Origin of the sequence: Pediococcus damnosus (assembly GCF_001611155.1) — a bacterium.
Classification (GTDB): Bacteria; Bacillota; Bacilli; order Lactobacillales; family Lactobacillaceae; genus Pediococcus; species Pediococcus damnosus.
Genome location: NZ_CP012294.1, coordinates 467,527 through 489,779, shown reverse-complemented (window position 1 = coordinate 489,779; position 22,253 = coordinate 467,527). Strand labels below are relative to the sequence as shown.

The following is a 22,253-nucleotide window of genomic DNA, read 5'->3' as shown; positions in this document are numbered from 1 at the left end:
CAAGATGAAAACAGCGATTGTGATCGATAGTTCCGCATATATTCCTGACGAATTGGTAAAACAATATCATTTGGTTGTTATTAATCAACCGATTCTATTTGGTAATCATTTGTATCGTGAGGGGGTTGATTTAACTTCAACCGAATTCTATGAACGACTCAGAAATGACAAAACTGTGCCAACTGCTTCACAGGTGGCAATGAGCGAAATGCAAAGTGTTTTCACGAAATTAGCCAGTGAAGGCTATCAGGCTGCAATTTGTTTTGGAATTTCAGGTGGATTAAGTGGATTTATCTCAAACCTGGCAGCTTTTGCGCCATCCGTGAAGGATTTGGATGTGTATACGGTTGATTCCAAACTTGCCGGTGCAGCAGAAGGAAACTTGGCTTTACTCGCCGCTAAGTTAGTTTCTCAAGATTATTCAATTCATGACATTTTGAGCAAAGTAACTGAATTACAGAAAGCGACTCATTTTTTGTTAATCGTCTACAATATGCGTGCGTTATCTAATACAGGTCGAATTATGAGTCGTTCTCCTTTTATCGGTGCAATCCTTAGTACGAGAACGATTTTGACCTTTAATGAGGCGGGCCGTTTGGAATTAGTAACCAATGCCCATCGAATGAACCGAGCCTTTAAAAAAGCTAAAGTACGATTAGATTCTGATATGCAAAATCAGACTGATAATGTGCGAATTAGTGTGTTGGACGCTGACAATTCTGAATTAAATAAGCAGTGGTGTGACGAACTGAGTTCAGCTTATCCACATGCAAAAATTGAAGCAGGAAAAATTGGCCCATTTTTAGGCGTGCACGCTGGATATAAATCGATGGGACTTGTTTGGGCGCCTGATTGGAAAACAATGGTTACAGATGATTAATTGCAACTAAACCAACTGAGTGACTTGTGCTAAGATAGAATTGTGGAACTAAAAAATTGGGAGATATAGAAATGATTACATTAAAATCAGAACGTGAAATACAAGGTATGCAAAAGTCTGGCGCCGTGCTCGCTGGCATGCATATTGGGTTACGGGATATTGTCAAACCAGGCATTTCCAGTTGGGATATCGAGAAGTTTGCCGTTCGTTACCTTGCAGAAAATAATGCGAAAGCCGAAGAAAAAGGCTTTGAAGGTTATAAATATGCAACTTGTGTGAGCGTTAATAACGAAGTTTGTCATGGTTTTCCTCGCAAGGACTTGCTCATAAAAGATGGCGACTTGGTTAAGGTTGATACTGTGGTCAGTGTTGATGGTTACATGTCAGATTCATGCTGGGCATATGCCGTGGGGAATGTGAGTGATGAAGTCAAAAAATTGATGGATGTCACAAAGAAAGCATTGTACCTTGGCATTGATGCTGCTGTTCCTGGTAACCGCATTGGTGATATTGGTCATGTGATGCAACATTATATTGAAGATGAAAATGGCTTTGGTGATGTTCGTGAGTTCGTTGGTCATGGTATTCAGCCAACAATGCATGAAGATCCCATGGTACCTGGATATGGGGATGCTGGTCATGGTCTTCGTTTAAAGGCTGGAATGACCATTACCATTGAACCCATGGTTAACACGGGCGATTGGCGTTGTGATACTTCTGCTCCTGATGGTTGGACAGTGACAACCATGGATGGTAGCTTAAGTTGTCAGTATGAGCATACGTTGGTAGTGACAAATGATGGTCCCAAGATTTTAACTTCTCAGGATCCTGAATTTGATGCCAAGTACCTATTGAAACCAGATTTTGATGCTAAAATTTTAAAATAATATCTGAATAAATAAAAAATTGGCTTACTTTTCAAGTAGCCAATTTTTTTGTATCCAAAAATGAAGTTGGGTGATAAAGGACGAATATTTGGACAAACCCACAAATTCCGGTATGATAGTACGCGTGTAGAACATTCTGATATGAAATTTATTAAATGAAAATGGTGGCAGCATGAATAAAAGAAATTTAGAAGCAAAACGGATCGTGATTAAAATTGGGACAAGTTCCTTATTGTATCAAAATACAAGTCAATTAAATTTACGGGCAATTGAACGCCTAGCTTTTGTCCTCAGTGATTTAAAAAATCAGGGTAAAGAAGTTGTCTTAGTTTCTTCGGGAGCAATTGGTGTCGGAATGGGCAAACTTGGATTGACCAAGCGTCCGGAAACAATTCCAGCGCAACAGGCTGTGGCCTCAGTCGGCCAAGGAGAATTACTGGGTATATACGAGCGTGAATTTCAAAATTATGGTAAATCCGTTGCGCAGATGTTATTGACGCGTGATGTGCTGGTTTATCCTCAGAGCAAAAAGAATGTTTTTAATGCTTTCCAAGAATTGTTGAAGTTAAATGTAATTCCAATTGTGAATGAAAATGATACGGTTTCTGTTGATGAATTAGATCATAAAACAAAATTTGGCGACAACGATCAATTATCTGCAGTTGTGGCTGATTTAATTGATGCTGATTTGTTGATTATGTTATCCGACATTGATGGTTTTTATTCTAGTAATCCGTTAACGGATCCCAACGCAGAGTTGTACCATACCGTGACGAGCATTGACAGTACGATTATTCAATCCGCTGGTGGTCGTGGAACCAAGTTTGGGACTGGTGGGATGGTAACCAAATTAAAGGCGGCAAAACGAATTTTGAGTAATAATCAAAAAATGGTTTTGGCCAATGGTGAGAATCCCAGGATCATTTATAATATTTTGGCTGGTGAACCGGTGGGAACCCTTTTCGCCCCAGAACAAACGGTTACGAAAGAAGGATTAGTATGATGACTTTGACGGAAATGGGTAAACGAGCTCAAGCTGCAGAACAAAGACTCTCTCAATTATCAACCGTGAAGAAAAATCGGGTTTTAAAAACAATGGCCAACCAAGTTCGGCAGGCCACTCCCGAAATTCTAAAGGCCAACGCAATTGACATGCAAAATGCTGAGAAAAATGGTGTGCGTAAGGTGATGTTGGATCGTTTGCAATTGGACGATGCTCGTGTCAATAGTATGGCAGCTGGATTGGAACAGGTTGCCGATTTAGCGGATCCAATTGGCGAAGTATTGAAAGGTTGGACGACCGAAGCAGGGTTGGAAATTTCTCAGGTCCGAGTACCTTTAGGCGTGATTGGCATGATTTATGAAGCACGACCAAATGTAACGGTAGATGCTGCCGGATTAACTTTTAAATCCGGGAATGCCGTTATTTTAAGAGGTGGCAAAGAGGCCATTAGTTCTAATCAAGCCTTAGTTGCTGCTTTACGTCAGGCATTGCAGGCGGAAAAAGTTGCGGTAGATAGCATCCAATTAATTACCGATACTTCCCATGAAACGGCCACCGCTTTGATGCAATTAACCGATTATTTAGACGTTTTAATTCCGCGTGGGAGTGCGAAGTTTATCAAGATGGTTGTGGAAAAAGCCAAAGTCCCTGTAATTGAAACTGGCGCCGGAAATTGTCATGTTTATGTTGATGAGGGGGCTGATTTACAAATGGCCACCGATATCGTCGTTAATGCCAAAACGCAACGACCATCAGTCTGCAACGCTATGGAGAAGCTAGTTGTCAACCAAGCAGTTGCGGCTAAATTATTGCCTATGGTTGCCAAGGCTTTGAAACCCTTTAATGTTGATTTACGTGGAGACGAACGCGCTAAAGCAATTTTACCAGAAATTAGTTTAGCAACCGAAGCGGATTGGGGAACAGAATACAACGACTATATCATGGCAATAAAAGTGGTGGACAATTTAGATCAAGCAATTGCCCATATTAATCGTTATAATACGAAACACAGTGAAGCAATTATTACGAATAATTATGCGCATAGCGAGCGGTTTACCAAAGAAATCGATGCCGCCGTTGTTTATGTAAATGCGTCAACGCGGTTTACGGATGGCGTTGAATTTGGATTCGGAGCTGAAATTGGGATTAGTACCCAAAAGTTACATGCGCGTGGACCAATGGGCTTAAACGAAATCACATCGACTAAATATGTTGTGCGTGGGAATGGACAAGTAAGAAAATAATACTAAAAAAGTTTTTGACTTATTTTAAGCCAAAAACTTTTTATTATTGAAAAACTAAATTAGTAATTGCTGATCTCAATTAAATTTCCATCTGGGTCACGGACATACACTGACGTCAGTTTCCCATGTGCACCAGTTTTTTGAACGGGGCCTTCAATGATATCAACGTAGTAACTTTTAAGATGATTGATTACTTCAGGCATTTTATCTTTCACAACGATGCAAAGATCAGCGGATCCTGGCGTCGGGTAAGTAGCTACCGGATTGTGCGGGTGGTTGCTGAGTTGAAAATTAATTTTTTGTTTGCCACAGAGAACTGCTTTGCGATCGTCATCGAATGTCAGGATTGGCATGTCAAAGACTTCGTGATAAAAGCGAAGGCTCTTTTCGATATCGGCAACGGTTAGAACAAGATGATCAATTTCACGAACATTCATAATAGAAAACTTCCTTACTGAGTATAATTAACAATAGTATAGCATATTTCCCATTTGTGAATGGGCCGCAGTTGACGCTGTTTAGGCGTTTGTGATACGGTTGATGATGGATATTTATGGAACGGATAGAAAGTGAGAATTATGAGTATATTAGCAGTTGAAAACTTATCACACGGATTTGCAGATAAAAAATTGTACGACGACGCTAGTTTTGACCTCAATAAACAAGATCATATGGGGATTGTTGGCCAAAATGGTGCTGGAAAAAGTACGTTAATCAAGATATTAACAGGAGCCATTTTGTCTGATGAAGGTTCGATTAAATGGCAGAATAAAGTGACTTATGGGTATTTGGATCAGTACGCAGACATTCCGGCGGGCGATACGCTTTATCAATTTTTAACAACGGCCTATGCGCATTTGTTTGAGTTGAAGGATCGCATGGATAAAGATTATGCCGAATATGCTGAAAACTTGGATGATGAGTTACTTGAGAAAGCGGGTCGGATTCAGGAAACTCTGGAAGCAAACAATTTTTATGAAATTGATACGGAAATTGCGCGTGTGATGAGCGGTTTAGGGTTAGATGATATTGGCAGAGACCATATTGTTAGTGAAATGAGTGGTGGACAACGGTCAAAAATCATTTTGGCAAAACTCCTTCTCCAAAATCCCGACGTTTTACTTTTGGATGAACCGACTAACTACTTGGATACGGCTCACATCGAGTGGTTGGAAAACTATTTAACTAATTTTACCGGGGCTTTTGTGGTCATTTCTCATGATTATGATTTCTTACAAGAAGTTACCAATTGTATTTGTGATGTGGCTTTCGGAAAAATTACAAAGTATCGGGGTAATTTTAAATCAGCGATGAGACAAAAAGAGGCTCGTAAAGAAGCTCAATTAAAAGCCTTTGAAAAACAACAGGTTGTGATTGAAAAAGCTGAGAAGTTTATTCGAAAAAACAAGGCTGGCTCACATTCAACGATGGCAAAATCGCGAGAAAAGATGTTGTCACATATTGATCGGGTGGATCCACCAAGTGAAAATTTACTTTCTCACTTTGATTTTCCTTATTTAGAAACGGGTTCGCAAAATTCAGTGACTGTTAAAAAGTTGGCAGTGGGTTATGGTAAAAGACAGTTGTTGGAACCGGTAACGTTTAGTTTGACAGCGGGAGAAAAAATTGCCTTCTCAGGATTTAATGGGGCTGGGAAATCAACCTTAATTAAATCAATTTTGGGGAAGATTCCCGCTTTGAGTGGTACGACAGTTTTCTCGCCATCTGCAAAGGTTAACTATTTTAGCCAGGAATTAGTTTGGGATCGTCCTGAATTAACGCCATTACAAACGATTCAAAATGTGTATCCGGATATGCAGCCCCGAACTATTCGTACAAAATTAGCGAAGTGTGGAATAAACGCGGCAGATACACAGAAATCCATGAGCATTTTAAGCGGTGGTGAACAAACTAAAGTTAAAATTTGTTTATTGGAATTAGTTGAATCAAACTTCTTGATTATGGATGAACCAACGAACCATTTGGATGACGAAACTAAGGCAGCACTGAGTGAAGCACTGCAAAGATTTAAGGGTAATTTGATTGTTGTCAGTCATGAAGATGGGTTTTATACCGATTGGATTGATAAAGAATTAAACGTTGAAAAATTACGAATTGATAAGTAAACAAAAAGCCTGCAAAAAAATTGCAGGTTTTTTGTGACTCTCAAATTTATTCCTGAAACGTGTTCTAGAATTTACCACTTTCCACATCACGCAGATAATCAGCCAAGTGTTTGAAATAAACAGGGGCGTTATCAATCATATGGTGGTGACCACCATTTGGTGTTGTGACCAATCGTGAATTTGGAATGGTTTGTGCCATCCGTTGGGCTGATTTTAGTGGCATTGTTTCATGCTCACCAAAAGTTAACAGCGTTGGGACCTTGATCTTGTGAATTTGATCGCGGATATCCCATTCTTTTAGTTTGCCAGTGACAACAAATTCATTGTCACCTTGGAAAGCGTTGTAAACGGGGACAGCCATTGTGTCAACTAAGTGAGAGATTGCTGGTGGCTGTTTACGATCAACATAGCCCTCATTTAAAACTTCAACGAGTTCTTGATAGCGGTCGTTATGCCAGTCACCATTCTTTTCACAATCCCGCATGAACTGTGCATCTTTAGGTGAGAGAGCTTCATCACGAATTGCATCTTGATGTTCCAAGTACTCATCAATATTATCAACCATGCTAGAAATAATGGCACCCTTCAAGTGGCTGCCATATTTCAAAGCATAGAGCATGGTTAAAGCACCGCCCCAAGACTGACCAATTAAGTAGAAGTGGTCGATTCCTAATTTTTGACGAACTTCTTCAACTTCACCCAAGAAATAATCATAAGTTAAATACTTAGCCGCAATCTTTGGATCAGAATAATCAGGTTGGTCAGAATACCATGATCCTAATTGGTCATAGTAATGAACCTGCACATTTAAGCCTTGTTTCTTAAGCTCATCGTGAAAATTTTCCCAATATTCATGGGTACCACCAGGGCCACCATGTAAGGCCAACAAATGAATCTGACTATCTTCGCCATCTGTGTGAGACCATAAATGGTATCCATTGTTCAACGTTAAAATCTTTGTTCCTTGTTTCACCAGATCACCCTATTTCGTTTTAGTTAAACCTTATTCTAGCAAAAGTAAGCCAACTACTCAATGTTTCGGTTCTGATTTTGGACCCGTTTTCGTAATTTTTTGCGCCAGAAACCACCTTTAATAAATTTAGGTTCGTAGGAAATAATGAAGGCGTCTGGATTATTAGCTTCAATAAAACTATAGAGATGTTGTTCTCGTTTTCGAGGAGTTAAAATTTCAAACTCCAAACGGGCACCTTCGCGTCCTTGAGCGTTTTTGACGGTTACCCCGTAGCCTTCTTCGCGAATAGTTTCAGCAAATTGTTTACTTTCATCGGTTTTAGGTAAGATGACATTTACATTTAATAAACCAAGGCGGAGTCGGTCTTCCAACCAGGTTCCAAAGTAAATCCCGGCGCCATAGCCAAGTGCGTAGGCAGCAATATTCCAAACGTTATTGAGTTTGCTTAATACTAAACTTAGGCCCACCACATAAGTGACAATTTCAACAATTGAAAGTAAGGAAGCCAAGAGTTTATACCCCTTCATTTCTAAAAGGGTCCGAATGGTGTTCATAGTAATGTAAGCGAAACTAAGAATAAAAATAAGTGCAAGTTGTTGATAATTCATAGGTGAGCCTTCTTTCAGAAATTTTAATAGTAGGAACTAAAGGTTGAAAGTACAAAAATGACTTCAGTTACTGCTATTAAACGGCTTAATCCACAAAAATTAGGTTAATTGTCGTTCTACGGCTCACTTGGCCTGGAACGGGGTGGGCACGATTTGAAGCCAAGCAGATCATTTGTCTTCAAATTCGACCTTTATCTAAGCAAAAATCGCTAAGATAAATTTCACCCCTGAGGCCAAAACGCCTCCGAACTAGGGAAGTCGTTGTCTTTAGATAGCTCAATGACTGTTTCTATAACAACTTTTGTGTTAGATATAATTAGTTTTAATACCTGATTCAGTCTGGAAGCAAATGGGCCCAGTAGTGTCATTTTCTACCATTAGTCAAGAGAAACCTTTGATATCAGTAACTCTGTTAACTATTTATTTATTCTTAGCTTAAGATTGCTACTTTTGGACTGAGAAATTAATATTTAGGCTACGCCAAAAAACACCTCAGGTATTTAAATTTTTTGAGGTGCTATAATCAGTTTAGATGAATTGTGTATTAGTGTTGTGGTAGGCACTTTCTGGAATCATACAATTCATTATTCTTAATTAGGTGGTAGATGGTTCTAATGAGCCGTCCCATCGCTGCTATGGCAATCTTCTTAGTGTGGGTTTCACTGGAAGATTGCTTTTTGCGTTGATAAAGAATACTGACGTTGGAGGGATGATATTTAGCAGCACACACCATATTCAAAACAGCTTTGAACAATATTTTTCGAGCGTATGAATTTCCACGTTTTCGGATGTGCTGTCCCATTTCGTAGTCTCCAGATTGATATTGAATTAAGTCAATTCCGATATATGCATTAATGGCATTAGAACTATGGAATCGACTAATATCGCCAAGTTCGGCTAGAAGGCAAACCGCTGTTTTAATGCCAAATCCTGGAATTGATTGCAGGATAGGAATCTCATTGAGTGATACTGAAATTTGGGACATTTCTCTAATAATTTCGTCTTTTTTATCATTGAGACGCTCTACTTCACCAGCTAGGTAAACGACAGAGCTAACCGCACACGCATCGCTACTAACCGCCGGAGCGGATTTGTTTGCTAATTCTTTAAGGTGCTCGGCTAAGCCAAGCGCTCGTTTTTCACTCATGTTCTTGAGTGTCGCTTTTAAAATTAGTTGCGCTAATTCTGATAGTTTAGTTTCTAATACGAAAGTTGGATGCGGAAACTGCTGTACAACGTGCCAATATAAAGTACCATCTGTTGTACTTATAAATTGTTCAACTTCAGGAAAAGTGAGCTGCAGGTTCTTATGCAATCGATTCTTGGCTCGCACGAGATCTTCGTTGAACTCTTGATAGGTTCGCTCTAAATCATGCAGTTCTTCATAGACGCCTGCTTCTCTGAACGTCGATTGATAATGATAGTGTGCCATTGCAGTGGCTAATGCTACTGCGTCCAGCTGATCATTCTTATTGTGACGAAAACCATCCATATCTTTCTTGGCCGCCAAAGGATTAATCTCGGTATAAATCCAATTTTTTCTCTGTAAAAAGGCACGAATACTTCGTGAATAGATGCCAGAAGATTCAAAAATTACCTTGGGTGACTTAAAGCTATTAAGAGCGTCATCAAGGGTTTCATAACCTATACGATCGTTAGTTATCTTGAATTCTTTAATGACACTGTCATCGGCTAAAATTGCTACATTTGAACTATGTTTACTTACATCTATGCCAAATATGATTTCGATATCAATCATATTTAAACACCACCTTATCAAAGTTGTATTCATCGATTCACTCATCTCAATTTTCAATACACGACTTTTAGTAGCCAACGGACTTCGAGCGAGCTTATTGGTGAACCAAATGAAGTTGCCAATTTATCTTGCGACGTCATCGTATGATGCGCCAAATGACACTTCGACATGTCAACTTCATTACCACTTTAACAGAATGAAAAAGTGGTGAATCATAATTTCGTCGAATTATGATTCACCACTAATGTTAGTCCGTTTATCTTAACGGTTTTCGTTTAGATAAAGGCCGAGCTTAGAGACGGGTATTTCGGCTCTAAGTCGTGCCCACTATTACGCGTAAAGGTCGGTTTTCGTACCGAAAACCCGCTATAGTTCCATACGCTGTCGATTCTTGTGGCAAAATTAGCCGCAAGAAGTCGCACTACGTTCCGGCCCAGATTTGCTGAAAGATGGTATTTTAATCTAATTTTGTTACCATGAACGTTTTTGTATCAAGCAATTGAATGTGATTTTGTACTTTCAACCTTTAGTTAGGAAAGTATACCAAAGGAAAGTCCTGAGATGCAATAGATTGAAGGCAGAAAGTTATTAAGTAAATGTTACTTTACACAAATTTTGATAACTTGTCCTTCCCATGACTAATTGGTAAGATTAGAGAAAATAGTAGGGGAAGTTTTTACGATCAAATTTAATCTTAAAAAGCTTCAAGAAAAAATCTTATCGGCAGGTTTCAAGATAGAAATTCATACGTTTGATCAGATCGATTCAACGAATGCCGAGGCCAAACGTGTGGGTCGAAATCTTTTGCGTATTACCCAACCGCAAGTTTTTATGGCAAATCATCAAACGGCCGGGTATGGACGCCTAAATCGAGATTTTTATTCTCCAGAAGATAGTGGGTTATATATTAGTTTCTTAATTCCGGTAGTCGGTGAAACTTTTAATCCCGGATTACTGACGACGATGACAGCCGTGGCGAGTGTAGAAGCAATTCAAAAACATTTTCCCGTTAAACTCCAGATTAAATGGGTCAATGATTTAATTTGGAACAACCGAAAAGTTGGGGGTATTTTGGCCGAAGCAATAACGGATCCCATGACTAATCAGTTATCTGGGGTGGTTATTGGGATTGGTGTAAATTTGTACACAAAGTCTTTTCCGGATGCCATTCAACAAATTGCTACTTCATTAAGCAAAGAGCCAATCATTCCTGATCAAACAGATTTTGTGGCGGATTTTGTAACCAGCTTTTTTGAATATTTAAAAACGTATCAAAGTGCCGATTTTATGGATCAGTATCGACAACTATCATCTGTAATTGGCAAGCAAGTTCAGGTCCAATTTCAAAACAGGACGGTCAGTGGTGTGGTTAACACCATTGATGAACAGGGGAGATTAATTCTCCAAACGGATCAAGAACAGCTAAAGATTTCGAGTGGGGAAATTGTGCATGTGCGGCCAATAAAAAAAGCGTTCGGAAATTAATATTCCGAGCGCTTTTTTATCTATTTGATTGGTAAAGTTATTTTACACTGATTAATTTGTAACGAGTATTGTAATTCTTGGTTACCACGGACAGTTGTGGCAAAGTCAGTTGCGTAAACAACTAGACCAAGCTGATGACCGGCCAACAGGTGGTAGAAGGCTGGTTGCAACTCAACTGTCAGATCGTAAAAATCATTTGCCTTTAATTCGTCCACTTGGTAAGCATTGTGACGATTCTGAAGATTAATATGACCTTTTGTAATCATCTTCCAAGGAGTGGCCTCTTTTTGCAAAGTAAATTCACGAAGATTATCACGCCGCCAATCGTAGGCACCACTTAACGATTTAGATGCCAAGATGGTTGGGCTAACCGTCAATCGTTTAGCATCACCGTAATCAACCAGTTGAAAACTTAACATGCCAAATGGTTCGTTAACCGCCACCCGAATCTTTAGTTGAACGGAACCATCAATGTAGGTGTCCTCATCATACCGACTGGTTTTGAAAATCAATCGGTTATCCCGCAACTGATTTTCACCCTTGGTGTCGTGATTGGTGGTAAGTAAATCACGTTCCCAAACGTTTAGATGCTTTTTATAGAAATCAAATATTTCGGGATCGAGATGATCGCTAAACGAAGCTGCAGCTGTGCGAACTGGAACGGTTTCCGGTACCAATTCTTTGGCTTCAAAATTGAAAGCTTGTTTTTTATCGGTTGGTGCTTGCCAATCTGCATAGCTTGTCCAAGTTTCTGGTTGCACATTGTCTTGAATTAAAACATCGGGCAATAAATCTTCCGCATGATTATCTAGGCCAAAGAGTTCATGACTAAACCAAAGATTCATCATGTCAGTGAAGTCCAAGGAACGGAAAGCATTGATATAAATATGTTGACCTTGGTGCAAAATCAATTTCTTAGTAATTGGCGCATCTCGTAAGGCGTTCCAAAGATTGCCCACGTTACGTGGTTTAACGTTCCAATCATTTAAACCATGCACCATAATCATATCAGCCTTAATGTTTTTAACGTTGTTTACATAATTACGCTCGTCCCAGTAATGGCTGTAGTTTCCAGTTTGACGATCTTGATCTTTGGCCATGGTTTGTAAGACTTGATCAAAGAAATCTTTGATCTTTAAGTAATCGCCTGGTTTTTGCATACGACTGAATACTTCGGTTGCGAGCACATCCATATCTTCACCTTGGAATGTGTCAGGCGCAGCAACTAAGCCACCATCACGATAATAGTCATACCAACTTGAAATGGCTGCTTCAGAAACCACGGTCTTTAGTCCACTGACGCCAGTTGTTGCAGCTGCCACAGCCAAAGTTCCTAAATAAGAACGACCAGTCATGGCAATTTTACCGGTGGACCACCAAGCCTTGATTTCGATATTATCGGTTTTATTAGTGAATGCTGTGCGATTACCGGCTAACCATTCAATAACAGCAATGGTTGAAACGGTTTCAGATACAGCACCGGTGGCGCGAATGCCATCAGAATCTTTGGTGCCAATGCCTGCTGCATAAACGACTGCAAAACCGCGAGTTAGGAAGTAATCGTTTAAAGTATAAGGAGCCTCCATCGCAAACGTTTCGTCGGCTTCTTGTTGTTCACCGGCAATTTTGCGTTTGGCAGGTAATTCTTTGGGTGTCTCTTGATAATGAATATCTTTGTAAGTAAGGTGGTTAGGTTCTTTAGCCGCCAAAGGGACATCAACATTATGCATGGCCGCATCACCAGCTTCATCGTTAATTCCCTGATTATAAGGACTAGCCGTATATAAAACGGGAGCCCGATAGCCATCTTGCGTTTGTTTAGGACGTAAGATTTCCACTTTTAAGAGATCACGTTTACCGTCTTCATCAGTATCTAAAGGGGCTTCAACGTAAACAACATCACGGATTAATTGATGGGGGTCAAAGACAGCCTGAGCCTTGCCATTAAAAAATAATGGTTCGGTCGTTTTTTCATAGAAAGGAACAAAGTAACCAGCTTGAGCAAGCTTATCTAAATAAGTTTGGCCATTTTTGGTGTGGGTACAAAGCAGTAAATACCAAGCATGTAACAAGTCTGCCTTGGTTTTGATTGGCTCGCCAACAATTGGTAGCTTGATTTGTTTCATTGCTTGAATTGGATCTTCAAGTTTAAAATCGTTGCCGACATCAAATTCAAGTAGTTGCAAAGCGACGCGATAGAAAATGTCGTTTGTAAGTGGTTGGTGGGAATCTAAGAAGTCTCCCAAAGTTGTTTCTGGGGTAGCTAAATAATTATTTAATTTTTGTTTGAATACCGTTTCGTTTTTTGCTTCAAGAGTTGTTTTGTGTAAAAGCTCCTGCCAAACAGCTAATGGATCGTTTAATTGATCGATTGTGTCATCAATAAAGTGAGAAGCAAGTAATTCTTTAAGCTCCGTGGCTCGGTCCACTGGCTCAATAGCAAATTGATTATTTTTCATAATATAAAAAACCTCCGAAAAGTTGTATGGCACCAATTATACGCCATTCTGCAACTATTCGGAGGTGATTTTACTAATTAATTTTTAATGATCTAATTTATTTTTCTGAATTATCTTTTTGGGCCAACTGACTATGATTAATTCCGTAAGTAAAGTAGATCAATAGACCTAAGGCAAACCAGATTAGAGAGGCAATCCATGTTTCTTTGGACAAGGTAGTCATCAAGAAAATACACATGAGTCCAGAAATGATGGGGAGCACAGGATAGAATGGCACTTTAAAGCCATGATTGGGAATGTCTTTTCGTTTACGAAGCGGAATAATCCCAAATGAAACAACGGCAAAAGCGATTAACGTTCCAATATTTACAAGGTTAGTTAGCTGATCTAATGGGACCAAACCACCAAGAATGGCAATGACAATTGTGACAACGGTCATGGCATGCAGCGGTGAATGATTAGCACTGACTTTACCAAGGGTCTTGGGAAGCAATCCGTCACGACCCGTTGAATAAACTAATCGTGAACTACTAAAGATCATCGTTACCATCATAGTGGTCATCCCGGCCAATGCACCCAAGGATAAAAGGCCGGCCAACCAATTTTGATTAACGGCTTGTAAGGCAAAGGCGACGGGATCTGCAACGTTTAGCTTTGTGTATGAAATCATCCCGGTAAGGACGATGGAAACGCCAATATAGAGAACAGTTGCGATAATTAATGTGCCAATAATTCCAAATGGCATATTGCGATCGGGATCTTTTACTTCAGCTGCCGATGATGAAACGGCATCAAAACCAAGGTAAGCGAAGAAAACGGTCGAAGCACCTTGGAACATGCCTTTGACACCGAACGGCATAAAGGGATGCCAGTTGGATGGCTTTACATAAAAGGCACCAACCAAGAGGAATAGGACAATGATTACTAGTTTGACAATCACCATAATGTTATTAATCCGAAGGGAAGATTTTAATCCTTTAGATAGAAACAAAGCGATTAAACAAACGATGAGAACGGCCACAATGTTGATGTAAGTGCCATGGGCAGGGTCAAATGGACCAGATAAAGCTTTAGGAATATGTAAACCAAATCCAGATATAAATGAACTGAAGTAAGCCGACCAACCAGTAGAAACGGCGGCCACGGCCAGGACGTACTCCAAAATGAGAGCCCAACCTAGGATCCAACCAACAATTTCACCAAACACGACGTTTCCATACGAATAGGCACTGCCGGCAACTGGCAACGCCGAAGAAAATTCTGCGTAACACATGGCAGCAACGGAACAAACGATGGCAGCAACCACAAAGGAAAGAATAATAGCAGGACCAGCTTTAGTTGCAGCAACCGTGCCGGGTAAAATAAAGATTCCAGTACCAATAACGGCACCGATGCCAAGGGCAATTAAATCTCACCCGTTCATAGTTTTTTCAAAGCGATTATCGCGTTCAATGTACCGATCGCGACTTTCTTTGCGGAAAATACGTCCGCGTAATGACATACACAACACTTCCTAAATTTAGAAAAATCAAACTGTAACCAGTTTATTAGACTATATCCAGAAAAATATTAAAAGTCAATGAGAAAAAGAAAAGTGAACGGAGAAAAACGATAGTTAGGAAAATATAAGCGCGATGGAGGCGGGATCGCAATCCCGCTGTAAGCGTGCTTATATTTTCCTAACTGTTTTTCGGAGTTGTCCTACTGCCCAGTGGGAAGAAGACAGAGAGAAGTAGCAAGGTGGAGGCGGGATCGCATCCTGCCGGGAACCTTGCTTAAATATTTACAGCTGACTTGTGGAGTTGTCCTACTGCCTAGCAGAAAAAAGCAGAGAGGAGCAGCGCGATGGAGGCGGGATCGCAATCCCGCTGCGAGTTCTTGCGGCGATCTTAAGCCACAAGAATCGACAACGTACGGAACATAAAGATTTTCGGGACGAAAATCACCAACGCGTGGAGTAGTGTAAGCGTGCTTATATTTTCCTAACTGTTTTTCGGAGTTGTCCTACTGCCCAGTGGGAAGAAGACAGAGAGAAGTAGCGAGGTGGAGGCGGATCGCATCCTGCCGGGAACCTTGTTTAAATATTTACTGCTGACTTGTGGAGTTGTCCTACTGCCTAGCAGAAAAAGTAAATCTAAAAAATACGGTTTAGTCCCTGAAAACTTAATTTCTTAGTGCAGTTTAAAAATTGAATTTCACCAGTCACCACTCGTCTTCATGGTATAATGAGAAAAATTAAAGTATAGGTGAAGATATGGATGGGGGATAGCTGAATTGGCAAATAAAACGTTATTAATTGAAGATTTGTCTACGGTCGGTTCGGTTTCTATGAGTATTGCTGTTCCAATCGTGACCCTATTTGACGAGCAACCAGCGATTCTTCCCTCAGTTTTGTTATCCACGCACACTGGTGGCTATGGACAACCGGCCACTGTGTCCATGGAAGCAGCAATTCCAAAATTTTATCAGCACTGGGAGAAAGCTGCCGTTCATTTTAATAATTTTTTGATTGGCTATCTTGGCAATAGCAATCAGGTCTATCATGAAGTAGACAACTTGTTAAGGATAAATTTGCCTAGTTTGCTGGTGTTAGATCCAGCTTTTGCTGATCATGGAAAGTTGTATTCCAGAATGCCAACAGAAGTTGTAGAAGATTATCTACAGTTGAGTCAAAAAGCAGATGTGTTTTTGCCCAATCTTACGGAAGCCTGTTTATTACTTCATCGTCAAATTCCTGAACAACTGACCAAAGCAAATTTAACCGATATTTTGAATGAATTAACCCAAAAGTCTGAAGTTATAAAGTTGGCAATCACTGGAATTGAATGTGATGACCAAATTGGGACTGTTTTTATGAGTCATCAAAAGATCAAATATGTATCTTCAAAGAAAATTACCGGGGATTATTTTGGAACCGGGGATCTTTTTTCAAGTTTGGTATTTGGGTTTATTTTAAATAAAGAATCGTTTGAGACGGCTTTAACACTTGCCAATCAGTGGACAACTGAAGCGGTTGTTGATACGATCAAGCGCACTTCACGAGATTCACGGATGGGAGTCCGGTTACAAACGGTTTTTCCAAAAATATTAGCATACAAGGGGAGTTAGTATTATGCATAATAATCAATTACGAAAAATTGTTGAGACGGCATTATTTGCCGCAATTATTTTTATTGGCATTTCTGTATTTCAAATTCCAATTCCAGCCATGATTGGCCGTCCATTTGTTCATTTTGGAAATGCTTTAACCGCATTAGCAATTATGTTTTTGGGATTCGGATATGGTTCGTTGGCTGGAGCAATTGGTTTAGGATTATTTGATGTTACGCATGGGTACGCAAGCACCGCGTATCTAACAATTATTGAAGTGATCATTGTGGCTGCAGTGGTAACACTTGTGTTCCGTTTGTTTAGGCGTGATGATACGCAAAAATGGCATATCGCGGTTGTGGCATTTGCTGCGGGATTTACAAAACTTTTTACGTCATTTGGAAACTCGGTTATTGAGGGCGTGGCATATGAGGGGATGCAATTACATGCGGCAGTAGTTGGCGCACTTGCGAGTGAACCCGCGACCATTGTTAACTCCATTACAACGTTTGTGTTAGTGATAATTCTTTATTATCCACTGAAAAAGATTTTGGTGCGCCCGGCATGGGCGCTAACTAGGCGGTGAAAGTCCGTTATGGGCCGTAGTAGTCGGAACCATGAGCCAATGGCAAGGGTGTCCACTGTGAAGTGGAATCCGAAGGAAGCCGCAGGCGAAGTACTGCACCGATGAACAAGAAGTGGCTACAAGGCCGAAATGACTGGATAAGGTTGCCTAACAAACTGAAGTCCGATACTACTCGAAGTCATGACGGTAAAGCCAACGGTGAGATGGTACGAAAGTTAGCGTTCTTACCCGGGGAGACCTGTATTACACGTTTCCGACAAGAGGAACGTTATGTTCCACAAAGACAAGCACTTCAGTGATGGAATGTTGAGTAATGCAGGAGTCAGCCGAGGTCATAGTAGTCCACGAAGTGAACGAAGGACCGAACAGTAATAACTCGTAATTGATATTGGAGGTGGAAGCAGTGCGAAAATCGCAGAAAACAGAACAAATAGCTGACCACCGATGGATGGCAGGTCTGGAAGACCAAGAGCATATCGGGGCGCGTAGCACTGCCTCTGGTGAAAATACAAGAATGAGTGGCATTAAGTTTCAAGACTTGGTTTTAGCCCGAAATAATCTGAATTTAGCCTATCAACGGGTGACCAAGAATAAAGGAGCAGCTGGTTTAGACGGCATGACCGTTGAAGACCTTTTGCCATACCTGAAAGAACACCGGAAAGAGCTACTTGAACAACTAGCAAATGGCACATATAAACCAGCGCCGGTTAAACGAGTAGAGATTCCCAAGCCCAACGGAGGTACCCGTAAATTAGGAATTCCGACAGTTGTTGACCGTATGGTCCAACAGGTGGTAGCCCAAGTTATGAGCCCAGTGTTTGAGCAAGCGTTCTCAGAGAGTAGTTTTGGTTTTCGTCCAGGAAGAAGTGCCCAACAAGCCATTAAACAGGTCGTTTCATTTTATAACGAAGGATTTCACCGAGTGGTTGACCTAGACCTAAAAGCGTACTTTGATACTGTGAACCACGATTTATTAATTAAGTTCATTGAACAATACGTGAATGATCCATGGTTAACAAAATTGATTCGTCGATTTTTAACCAGTGGGGTCATGAATCATGGCTTATTTGAAAGCAGTGAAAAAGGAACTCCCCAAGGAGGTCCACTTTCACCATTGTTAGCCAACATTTATTTGAACGAACTTGATAAAGAATTGACAAAACGAGGCCATAAATTTGTCCGATATGCGGATGACTGTAATATTTACGTTAAAAGTCAGCGAGCTGGGCAACGAGTTCTTGAAAGTATCTCTAATTTTCTGGAAGGTCGACTAAAAGTAACGGTCAATCAAAAGAAGACACAGGTTGGATCACCTCTACGACTAAAATTCTTAGGATTTTCATTGGGAGTCGGACATGGTGGTGCTTATGTACGACCAGCCAAAGAACCCAAGCTTAGAATTAAGCAAGCGCTTAAGCAAATTACTAAGCGCAATCGTGGGGTGTCAACTGACAAGATATTTCAAGAAATTCAGCAAAAGATGCGCGGCTGGATCCAATATTTTTCTGTTGGAAAGATGACTACTTTTATTCAGACATTGGACAAATGGTTAAGGTCTCGTATACGGCAGTATATCTGGAAACAGTGGAAGAAGACCAAGACAAAGATAAATAACTTGAAACGATTAGGATTATCTACAAGTGATGCGGTTAAGTCTGCCAATACCCGTAAGGGTTACTGGCGTACAGCGCATAGTAAAACCTTGTTATATACCTTAACAAATGAAAAACTGGAACGCCTTGGATTAATGAATCTAACCAAGACACTCCAGTTCATTCAAAGTGCTTAAATTACTGAACCGCCGTATACGGATCCGTACGTACGGTGGTGTGAGAGGTCGGTAGTTGAATTAATCAACTACCTCCTACTCGATTAATAGATTAAGCATCCTGTAAATTGCCTTGAATGGCCATAATTGTTTTTAAATTTTGAACGGCTGATTCAATGGTGATTCCAGTGGCTTCGAAAGTTGGGTCAGCTTTGTCGTTTGCGATAAAAACTTGTTTTTCCGTATCAAGAGCAATGCTGAACCAGTTGTGGCTATATTTTTCAAAGGTCATAATGTTGACCCTCCTTCTTTTTGTGTCAAAAAAGTCACTTATCTGGCGAAGTCAGCTTAGAAACTCTAATAATTCAGTTGAGAATTGTTTGGTTATCTAAGTGATCACTCCAAGAAACAGCTTTTAAACACGTTTTATTTTATTAAGTTGAAAAGATTTCAGAAAATTTTAGAAATCGCTTACATCTAACTTTATTTTTTTATTCTACAGCATGTTACAATAAAAGACAAATGATATAACTATGGAGTGAAAAACTGATGAATAAAATCATTGTCATTACTGGGGCCACCGGAACCGGTAAAACAACTGTAAGTGACTATTTAAAAACTTATTATCGAATTCCAAAGGTGATAACCCATACAACGCGTCCAGCTCGTAAAGATGAGGTTTCTGGAAAAGATTATTATTTTGAAACGGATAAAAGTTTTTTTGATAATCATTATCTTGAGAACGTGGTTTATGCTGGGTATCATTATGGTTCTTCATATGAAGGATTGGAACGAGAATGGCAACGCAATGCCCTGGCAAGCATCGTGTTAGATACAAAAGGGGCCATTACTTACGTGGAAAAATTGGGTACGCAGGTGGTTGTTTTGTATATGACCGTGTCAGAACAAGGAAGTTTAGCTAAACGGCTGCATAAACGTGGGGATGATACCAAAATGGTTGAACAGCGGCTTGCAAGTGAGGAATATCAACGCGATCTTCAATTACCTGTAGAGCTTCGAGGAAAAGCTCACGTTATTTTAAATGATCAGTGGCAAGAAGCTCAGAAACAAATAGACAGGATTATCGGGAAATTACAAGCAACCGTAGCCAAACAATAATCTATCAAGTTTGCATTAAATATGCTAAACTTTCATAAAGAGTAATTATTACTATTTAGGATTAGAGGAATAAATATGGATACTAAATTAACGGCTGCAATTGAAATCTTAAAACAAAACAACTTAAAAATAACCCAGCAGCGGCAAACGTTGATTCAAATCATGACGCAACATGAAAATAAATATATTGATGTGACCGAAGTTGATGAACAAATGCGAACGTACTATCCAAAAATGAGTCATAATACGGTTTATCGTAACTTAAAGGAATTTGAATCCATTGGGTTGGTAGAACAAATTATTCAAGGTGAACATGCTCAAGTTAAGTATCAGTGTGATGTGACTCAACAGCACCACCATCATTTTATTTGTACAAACTGTGGCAAAGTAGAAGAAATTGAAATGTGTCCATTAGATTTCTTTGAACGACAATTGCCAGGCTATCAGATTTCTGGCCATCGGTTTGAGCTATATGGGTTATGTGCAGATTGTGCACAAAAGCAACAGGCATAAGTTCATCAGGTTGACGGAACTATTAACTTGAGGACTTTTTTTATCTTTAATATTCAAATAATATATTGTAAAGAATTACTATGATTTTAATTTTTTAGATGCAAGCGAGGTTTAATTTGTTAAAATTTAAATAACTAAGAAATAAATGGGAGGAGAAATGTTATGGCCTATCGAACACCACCTTTTATCACGCCGTTTGCCATTGTGAGTATTTTAATTGCTTTAAGTGCCACAAACGTGGTGGTAAATAAAGTGACTGGCACAACGGATGGTGGATCTACAAGTGCACAGATTGAATCAGAAAATCGAAAATCGGATTCTACCAATTCCTCTTCAAAAAAAGAGAGTTCGGACGATAGTAGCAAAAAAGAGAATAGTAGCAGTTCCAGTGATGACAGTTCCAGTGATGACAGTTCCAGTGATGACAGTTCCAGTGTATCTTCGGATGAGAGTAGTTCATCTAGCAGTGATACGCAAAGTAGTGCAGATAATACTTCTTCTGCTTCTACAAGTAGCAAGGCTGTTTCTAACAATAATTCATCAACGCCAAGAGCAAATAGTTCGAGCGCAACATCAACATCTTCTAGTGCGGCTAGTTCAACGACCACTAAAGCTTCTAGTCCAACAGCATCTAGCAGTACAGCAACAACTACCCAGGATAATACGGGTGAGTAGAGAGGAGGAGTGATCAGACTTGTTTTCAATCATCGATATGATCAACCATTATTTAGGCTATATCAATATCAACCTAAAACTTAAAAATCGCATTTATACAGTCATCGGATTTATCGGGAATTTTTATATGCTATATTTGGCCTACCGTTTCTTCGAAAATGGTCGTTGGGTGCGAGGCCTAGGGTTCATTGCCGTTTTCCTAATTTTCCTCTATTTTTTGATCATGAATATTTATTATTATTTCACGACCAAGAAGGCGCCCTTTGATATTTCACCCAAAATAGAGAAGTTGTTGGGTGGAAAGCCACGCGAAGCAGAAGAAAACGAAAGATTGCGTAGCCGTGGCAATCGCGGTCGTCAATCTGTTGTCCCTTCGACAGGAATTTTTGAAAAGAATTCGATCTTGCCAGCCACCATTAAATCGAATCAACGCGAAACACATAATATTCAAGTTCTTGCGGATCAAATGATTCGAAATAATTTTGTTGTGGCAGATTATAGTGGCCTTTCGGATGATGAAATTTTGGACCATTTACAAAGTTCCAATGAAACTGAAATGAATGCGATTGGTGAAGGAATGCCATTTCCGTATTTTGAGCTTCGAGAAGAAAATAGTGAAGCAAATATCTATGCCGGAATGAACCAGATGAATTTGATGCGAATTGGCCGGGTAGCCAGTGTCGGATTATCTGATTACTTCAGTGCTAAAAAGCAGTATGAATTATATTTGGCACAAGCTGTTTTAATTGGTGGCCCGCGTAAATTTGCAGGGCGTTCTAGTTTAATGTCTGAAGAGGCTCCTTATGAAGCAAAAATTCAGATGGCTTATAAAAAACGTGAGGACGAGGCTACGCAAACCAGACGGAGAACATACTAAATCAGATTTTGTTTAAGGATTTAGTTGTTAAAAATGATCATAAAACATCTTAAAAATAGTCTAATAAAATGAGTTATAAAATTATAAGAATTAAAATGAGCCTATCAAAATCATAAAAAATTTTGGCAAGCTCTTTTTTCTACCCTAAAAATTGATATAATAGAAGATGAACATTTATTTTTTTACTGGGAATAAATGCTA

The 22,253-nt window shown here is 39.7% G+C and carries 21 protein-coding genes; 14 read left to right on the top strand and 7 right to left on the bottom strand.

All coding sequences use genetic code 11. The features are described from left to right. Nucleotides 1-4: 4 nt before the first annotated feature. The 4 genes from ADU73_RS02395 to ADU73_RS02380 all read left to right on the top strand — a co-directional run bounded on the left by ADU73_RS02395 (nucleotide 5) and on the right by ADU73_RS02380 (nucleotide 4,014). Complete coding sequence (locus tag ADU73_RS02395) at nucleotides 5-880, top strand: DegV family protein (protein ID WP_046870733.1); 876 nt, start codon at nucleotides 5-7, stop codon at nucleotides 878-880. 71 nt (nucleotides 881-951) lie between these two features. Next, entirely contained in the window at nucleotides 952-1,767 is an 816-nt protein-coding gene (gene map, locus ADU73_RS02390; protein ID WP_046870732.1) for a type I methionyl aminopeptidase, read from the top strand. A gap of 172 nt (nucleotides 1,768-1,939) precedes the next feature. Beyond that, nucleotides 1,940-2,770 carry a glutamate 5-kinase gene (gene proB / locus ADU73_RS02385; RefSeq protein WP_046872218.1) on the top strand — a complete coding sequence of 277 codons (831 nt, stop codon included), beginning with the start codon at nucleotides 1,940-1,942 and terminating at the stop codon, nucleotides 2,768-2,770. After that, nucleotides 2,767-4,014 (top strand): glutamate-5-semialdehyde dehydrogenase, encoded by a 1,248-nt coding sequence (locus ADU73_RS02380; RefSeq protein ID WP_046872217.1) that lies wholly within the window; start codon nucleotides 2,767-2,769, stop codon nucleotides 4,012-4,014. Before proB ends, ADU73_RS02380 begins: the two co-directional genes overlap by 4 nt. 59 nt (nucleotides 4,015-4,073) lie before the next feature. On the opposite strand, the gene ADU73_RS02375 is transcribed toward ADU73_RS02380, so the two are convergent. Beyond that, nucleotides 4,074-4,451, bottom strand: a complete 378-nt coding sequence (locus ADU73_RS02375; RefSeq protein ID WP_046872559.1) for a VOC family protein — start codon at nucleotides 4,449-4,451, stop codon at nucleotides 4,074-4,076. 141 nt (nucleotides 4,452-4,592) lie between these two features. Between ADU73_RS02375 and ADU73_RS02370 the strand changes: the two genes are divergently transcribed. Then, nucleotides 4,593-6,140 (top strand): ABC-F family ATP-binding cassette domain-containing protein, encoded by a 1,548-nt coding sequence (locus ADU73_RS02370; RefSeq protein ID WP_046872560.1) that lies wholly within the window; start codon nucleotides 4,593-4,595, stop codon nucleotides 6,138-6,140. A 64-nt stretch (nucleotides 6,141-6,204) separates the two neighbouring features. On the opposite strand, the gene ADU73_RS02365 is transcribed toward ADU73_RS02370, so the two are convergent. The 3 genes from ADU73_RS02365 to ADU73_RS02355 all read right to left on the bottom strand — a co-directional run bounded on the left by ADU73_RS02365 (nucleotide 6,205) and on the right by ADU73_RS02355 (nucleotide 9,480). Further along, nucleotides 6,205-7,113, bottom strand: a complete 909-nt coding sequence (locus ADU73_RS02365; protein ID WP_046872561.1) for a proline-specific peptidase family protein — start codon at nucleotides 7,111-7,113, stop codon at nucleotides 6,205-6,207. Nucleotides 7,114-7,166: 53 nt separating this feature from the next. After that, a complete protein-coding gene (locus ADU73_RS02360) occupies nucleotides 7,167-7,721 on the bottom strand; it encodes a DUF2179 domain-containing protein (RefSeq protein WP_046872562.1) in 555 nt (184 codons plus the stop codon). Nucleotides 7,722-8,265: 544 nt separating this feature from the next. After that, nucleotides 8,266-9,480, bottom strand: a complete 1,215-nt coding sequence (locus ADU73_RS02355; protein WP_100077853.1) for an IS110 family RNA-guided transposase — start codon at nucleotides 9,478-9,480, stop codon at nucleotides 8,266-8,268. A gap of 642 nt (nucleotides 9,481-10,122) precedes the next feature. Here ADU73_RS02355 and ADU73_RS02350 point away from each other — a divergent pair. Next, entirely contained in the window at nucleotides 10,123-10,965 is an 843-nt protein-coding gene (locus ADU73_RS02350; RefSeq protein ID WP_052694575.1) for a biotin--[acetyl-CoA-carboxylase] ligase, read from the top strand. A gap of 20 nt (nucleotides 10,966-10,985) precedes the next feature. On the opposite strand, the gene ADU73_RS02345 is transcribed toward ADU73_RS02350, so the two are convergent. Together ADU73_RS02345 and ADU73_RS02340 are read right to left on the bottom strand one after the other, a co-directional pair. Beyond that, nucleotides 10,986-13,424 (bottom strand): Xaa-Pro dipeptidyl-peptidase, encoded by a 2,439-nt coding sequence (locus ADU73_RS02345; RefSeq protein ID WP_062913139.1) that lies wholly within the window; start codon nucleotides 13,422-13,424, stop codon nucleotides 10,986-10,988. A 97-nt stretch (nucleotides 13,425-13,521) separates the two neighbouring features. Beyond that, nucleotides 13,522-14,829 carry an APC family permease gene (locus ADU73_RS02340; protein ID WP_226996051.1) on the bottom strand — a complete coding sequence of 436 codons (1,308 nt, stop codon included), beginning with the start codon at nucleotides 14,827-14,829 and terminating at the stop codon, nucleotides 13,522-13,524. Nucleotides 14,830-15,698: 869 nt separating this feature from the next. On the opposite strand from ADU73_RS02340, the gene ADU73_RS02335 reads away from it, so the two are divergent. The 4 genes from ADU73_RS02335 (at nucleotide 15,699) to ltrA (ending at nucleotide 18,889) form a co-directional block, all read left to right on the top strand. Beyond that, on the top strand, nucleotides 15,699-16,532 hold the full coding sequence (locus ADU73_RS02335; RefSeq protein WP_052694576.1) for a PfkB family carbohydrate kinase: 834 nt from the start codon (nucleotides 15,699-15,701) through the stop codon (nucleotides 16,530-16,532). 4 nt (nucleotides 16,533-16,536) lie between these two features. Next, nucleotides 16,537-17,100, top strand: a complete 564-nt coding sequence (locus tag ADU73_RS02330; protein WP_046872505.1) for an ECF transporter S component — start codon at nucleotides 16,537-16,539, stop codon at nucleotides 17,098-17,100. A 101-nt stretch (nucleotides 17,101-17,201) separates the two neighbouring features. Continuing rightward, nucleotides 17,202-17,399 (top strand): hypothetical protein, encoded by a 198-nt coding sequence (locus tag ADU73_RS02325; protein WP_046870766.1) that lies wholly within the window; start codon nucleotides 17,202-17,204, stop codon nucleotides 17,397-17,399. Nucleotides 17,400-17,503: 104 nt separating this feature from the next. Then, nucleotides 17,504-18,889 (top strand): group II intron reverse transcriptase/maturase, encoded by a 1,386-nt coding sequence (gene ltrA, locus ADU73_RS02320; RefSeq protein WP_062913138.1) that lies wholly within the window; start codon nucleotides 17,504-17,506, stop codon nucleotides 18,887-18,889. A gap of 91 nt (nucleotides 18,890-18,980) precedes the next feature. Here ltrA and ADU73_RS02315 read toward each other — a convergent pair whose 3' ends face one another. Continuing rightward, the gene (locus ADU73_RS02315) at nucleotides 18,981-19,160 is read right to left on the bottom strand and encodes a hypothetical protein (RefSeq protein WP_046871436.1); all 180 of its coding nucleotides are present in this window, start codon (nucleotides 19,158-19,160) and stop codon (nucleotides 18,981-18,983) included. Between the two features lie 257 nt (nucleotides 19,161-19,417). On the opposite strand from ADU73_RS02315, the gene ADU73_RS02310 reads away from it, so the two are divergent. The 4 genes from ADU73_RS02310 to ADU73_RS02295 all read left to right on the top strand — a co-directional run bounded on the left by ADU73_RS02310 (nucleotide 19,418) and on the right by ADU73_RS02295 (nucleotide 22,052). Then, a complete protein-coding gene (locus ADU73_RS02310; protein WP_046871437.1) occupies nucleotides 19,418-19,987 on the top strand; it encodes a nucleoside/nucleotide kinase family protein in 570 nt (189 codons plus the stop codon). A 75-nt stretch (nucleotides 19,988-20,062) separates the two neighbouring features. Then, the gene (locus tag ADU73_RS02305; protein WP_046871438.1) at nucleotides 20,063-20,500 is read left to right on the top strand and encodes a Fur family transcriptional regulator; all 438 of its coding nucleotides are present in this window, start codon (nucleotides 20,063-20,065) and stop codon (nucleotides 20,498-20,500) included. A 162-nt stretch (nucleotides 20,501-20,662) separates the two neighbouring features. Then, a complete protein-coding gene (locus ADU73_RS02300) occupies nucleotides 20,663-21,175 on the top strand; it encodes a hypothetical protein (RefSeq protein WP_062913137.1) in 513 nt (170 codons plus the stop codon). A gap of 19 nt (nucleotides 21,176-21,194) precedes the next feature. Further along, complete coding sequence (locus ADU73_RS02295; protein ID WP_046871440.1) at nucleotides 21,195-22,052, top strand: DUF6681 family protein; 858 nt, start codon at nucleotides 21,195-21,197, stop codon at nucleotides 22,050-22,052. Nucleotides 22,053-22,253: the final 201 nt, after the last annotated feature.

What these genes read in the sequence shown, in the direction of transcription:
- ADU73_RS02315 (WP_046871436.1), bottom strand. Translation starts at nt 19,160, where the DNA reads ATGACCTTTGAAAAATATAGCCACAACTGGTTCAGCATTGCTCTTGAT.
- ADU73_RS02380 (WP_046872217.1), top strand. Translation starts at nt 2,767, where the DNA reads ATGATGACTTTGACGGAAATGGGTAAACGAGCTCAAGCTGCAGAACAA.
- map (WP_046870732.1), top strand. Translation starts at nt 952, where the DNA reads ATGATTACATTAAAATCAGAACGTGAAATACAAGGTATGCAAAAGTCT.
- ADU73_RS02355 (WP_100077853.1), bottom strand. Translation starts at nt 9,480, where the DNA reads ATGATTGATATCGAAATCATATTTGGCATAGATGTAAGTAAACATAGT.
- ADU73_RS02375 (WP_046872559.1), bottom strand. Translation starts at nt 4,451, where the DNA reads ATGAATGTTCGTGAAATTGATCATCTTGTTCTAACCGTTGCCGATATC.
- ADU73_RS02325 (WP_046870766.1), top strand. Translation starts at nt 17,202, where the DNA reads ATGAACAAGAAGTGGCTACAAGGCCGAAATGACTGGATAAGGTTGCCT.
- ADU73_RS02360 (WP_046872562.1), bottom strand. Translation starts at nt 7,721, where the DNA reads ATGAATTATCAACAACTTGCACTTATTTTTATTCTTAGTTTCGCTTAC.
- ADU73_RS02300 (WP_062913137.1), top strand. Translation starts at nt 20,663, where the DNA reads ATGGCCTATCGAACACCACCTTTTATCACGCCGTTTGCCATTGTGAGT.
- proB (WP_046872218.1), top strand. Translation starts at nt 1,940, where the DNA reads ATGAATAAAAGAAATTTAGAAGCAAAACGGATCGTGATTAAAATTGGG.
- ADU73_RS02370 (WP_046872560.1), top strand. Translation starts at nt 4,593, where the DNA reads ATGAGTATATTAGCAGTTGAAAACTTATCACACGGATTTGCAGATAAA.
- ADU73_RS02330 (WP_046872505.1), top strand. Translation starts at nt 16,537, where the DNA reads ATGCATAATAATCAATTACGAAAAATTGTTGAGACGGCATTATTTGCC.
- ADU73_RS02305 (WP_046871438.1), top strand. Translation starts at nt 20,063, where the DNA reads ATGGATACTAAATTAACGGCTGCAATTGAAATCTTAAAACAAAACAAC.
- ADU73_RS02310 (WP_046871437.1), top strand. Translation starts at nt 19,418, where the DNA reads ATGAATAAAATCATTGTCATTACTGGGGCCACCGGAACCGGTAAAACA.
- ADU73_RS02345 (WP_062913139.1), bottom strand. Translation starts at nt 13,424, where the DNA reads ATGAAAAATAATCAATTTGCTATTGAGCCAGTGGACCGAGCCACGGAG.
- ADU73_RS02395 (WP_046870733.1), top strand. Translation starts at nt 5, where the DNA reads ATGAAAACAGCGATTGTGATCGATAGTTCCGCATATATTCCTGACGAA.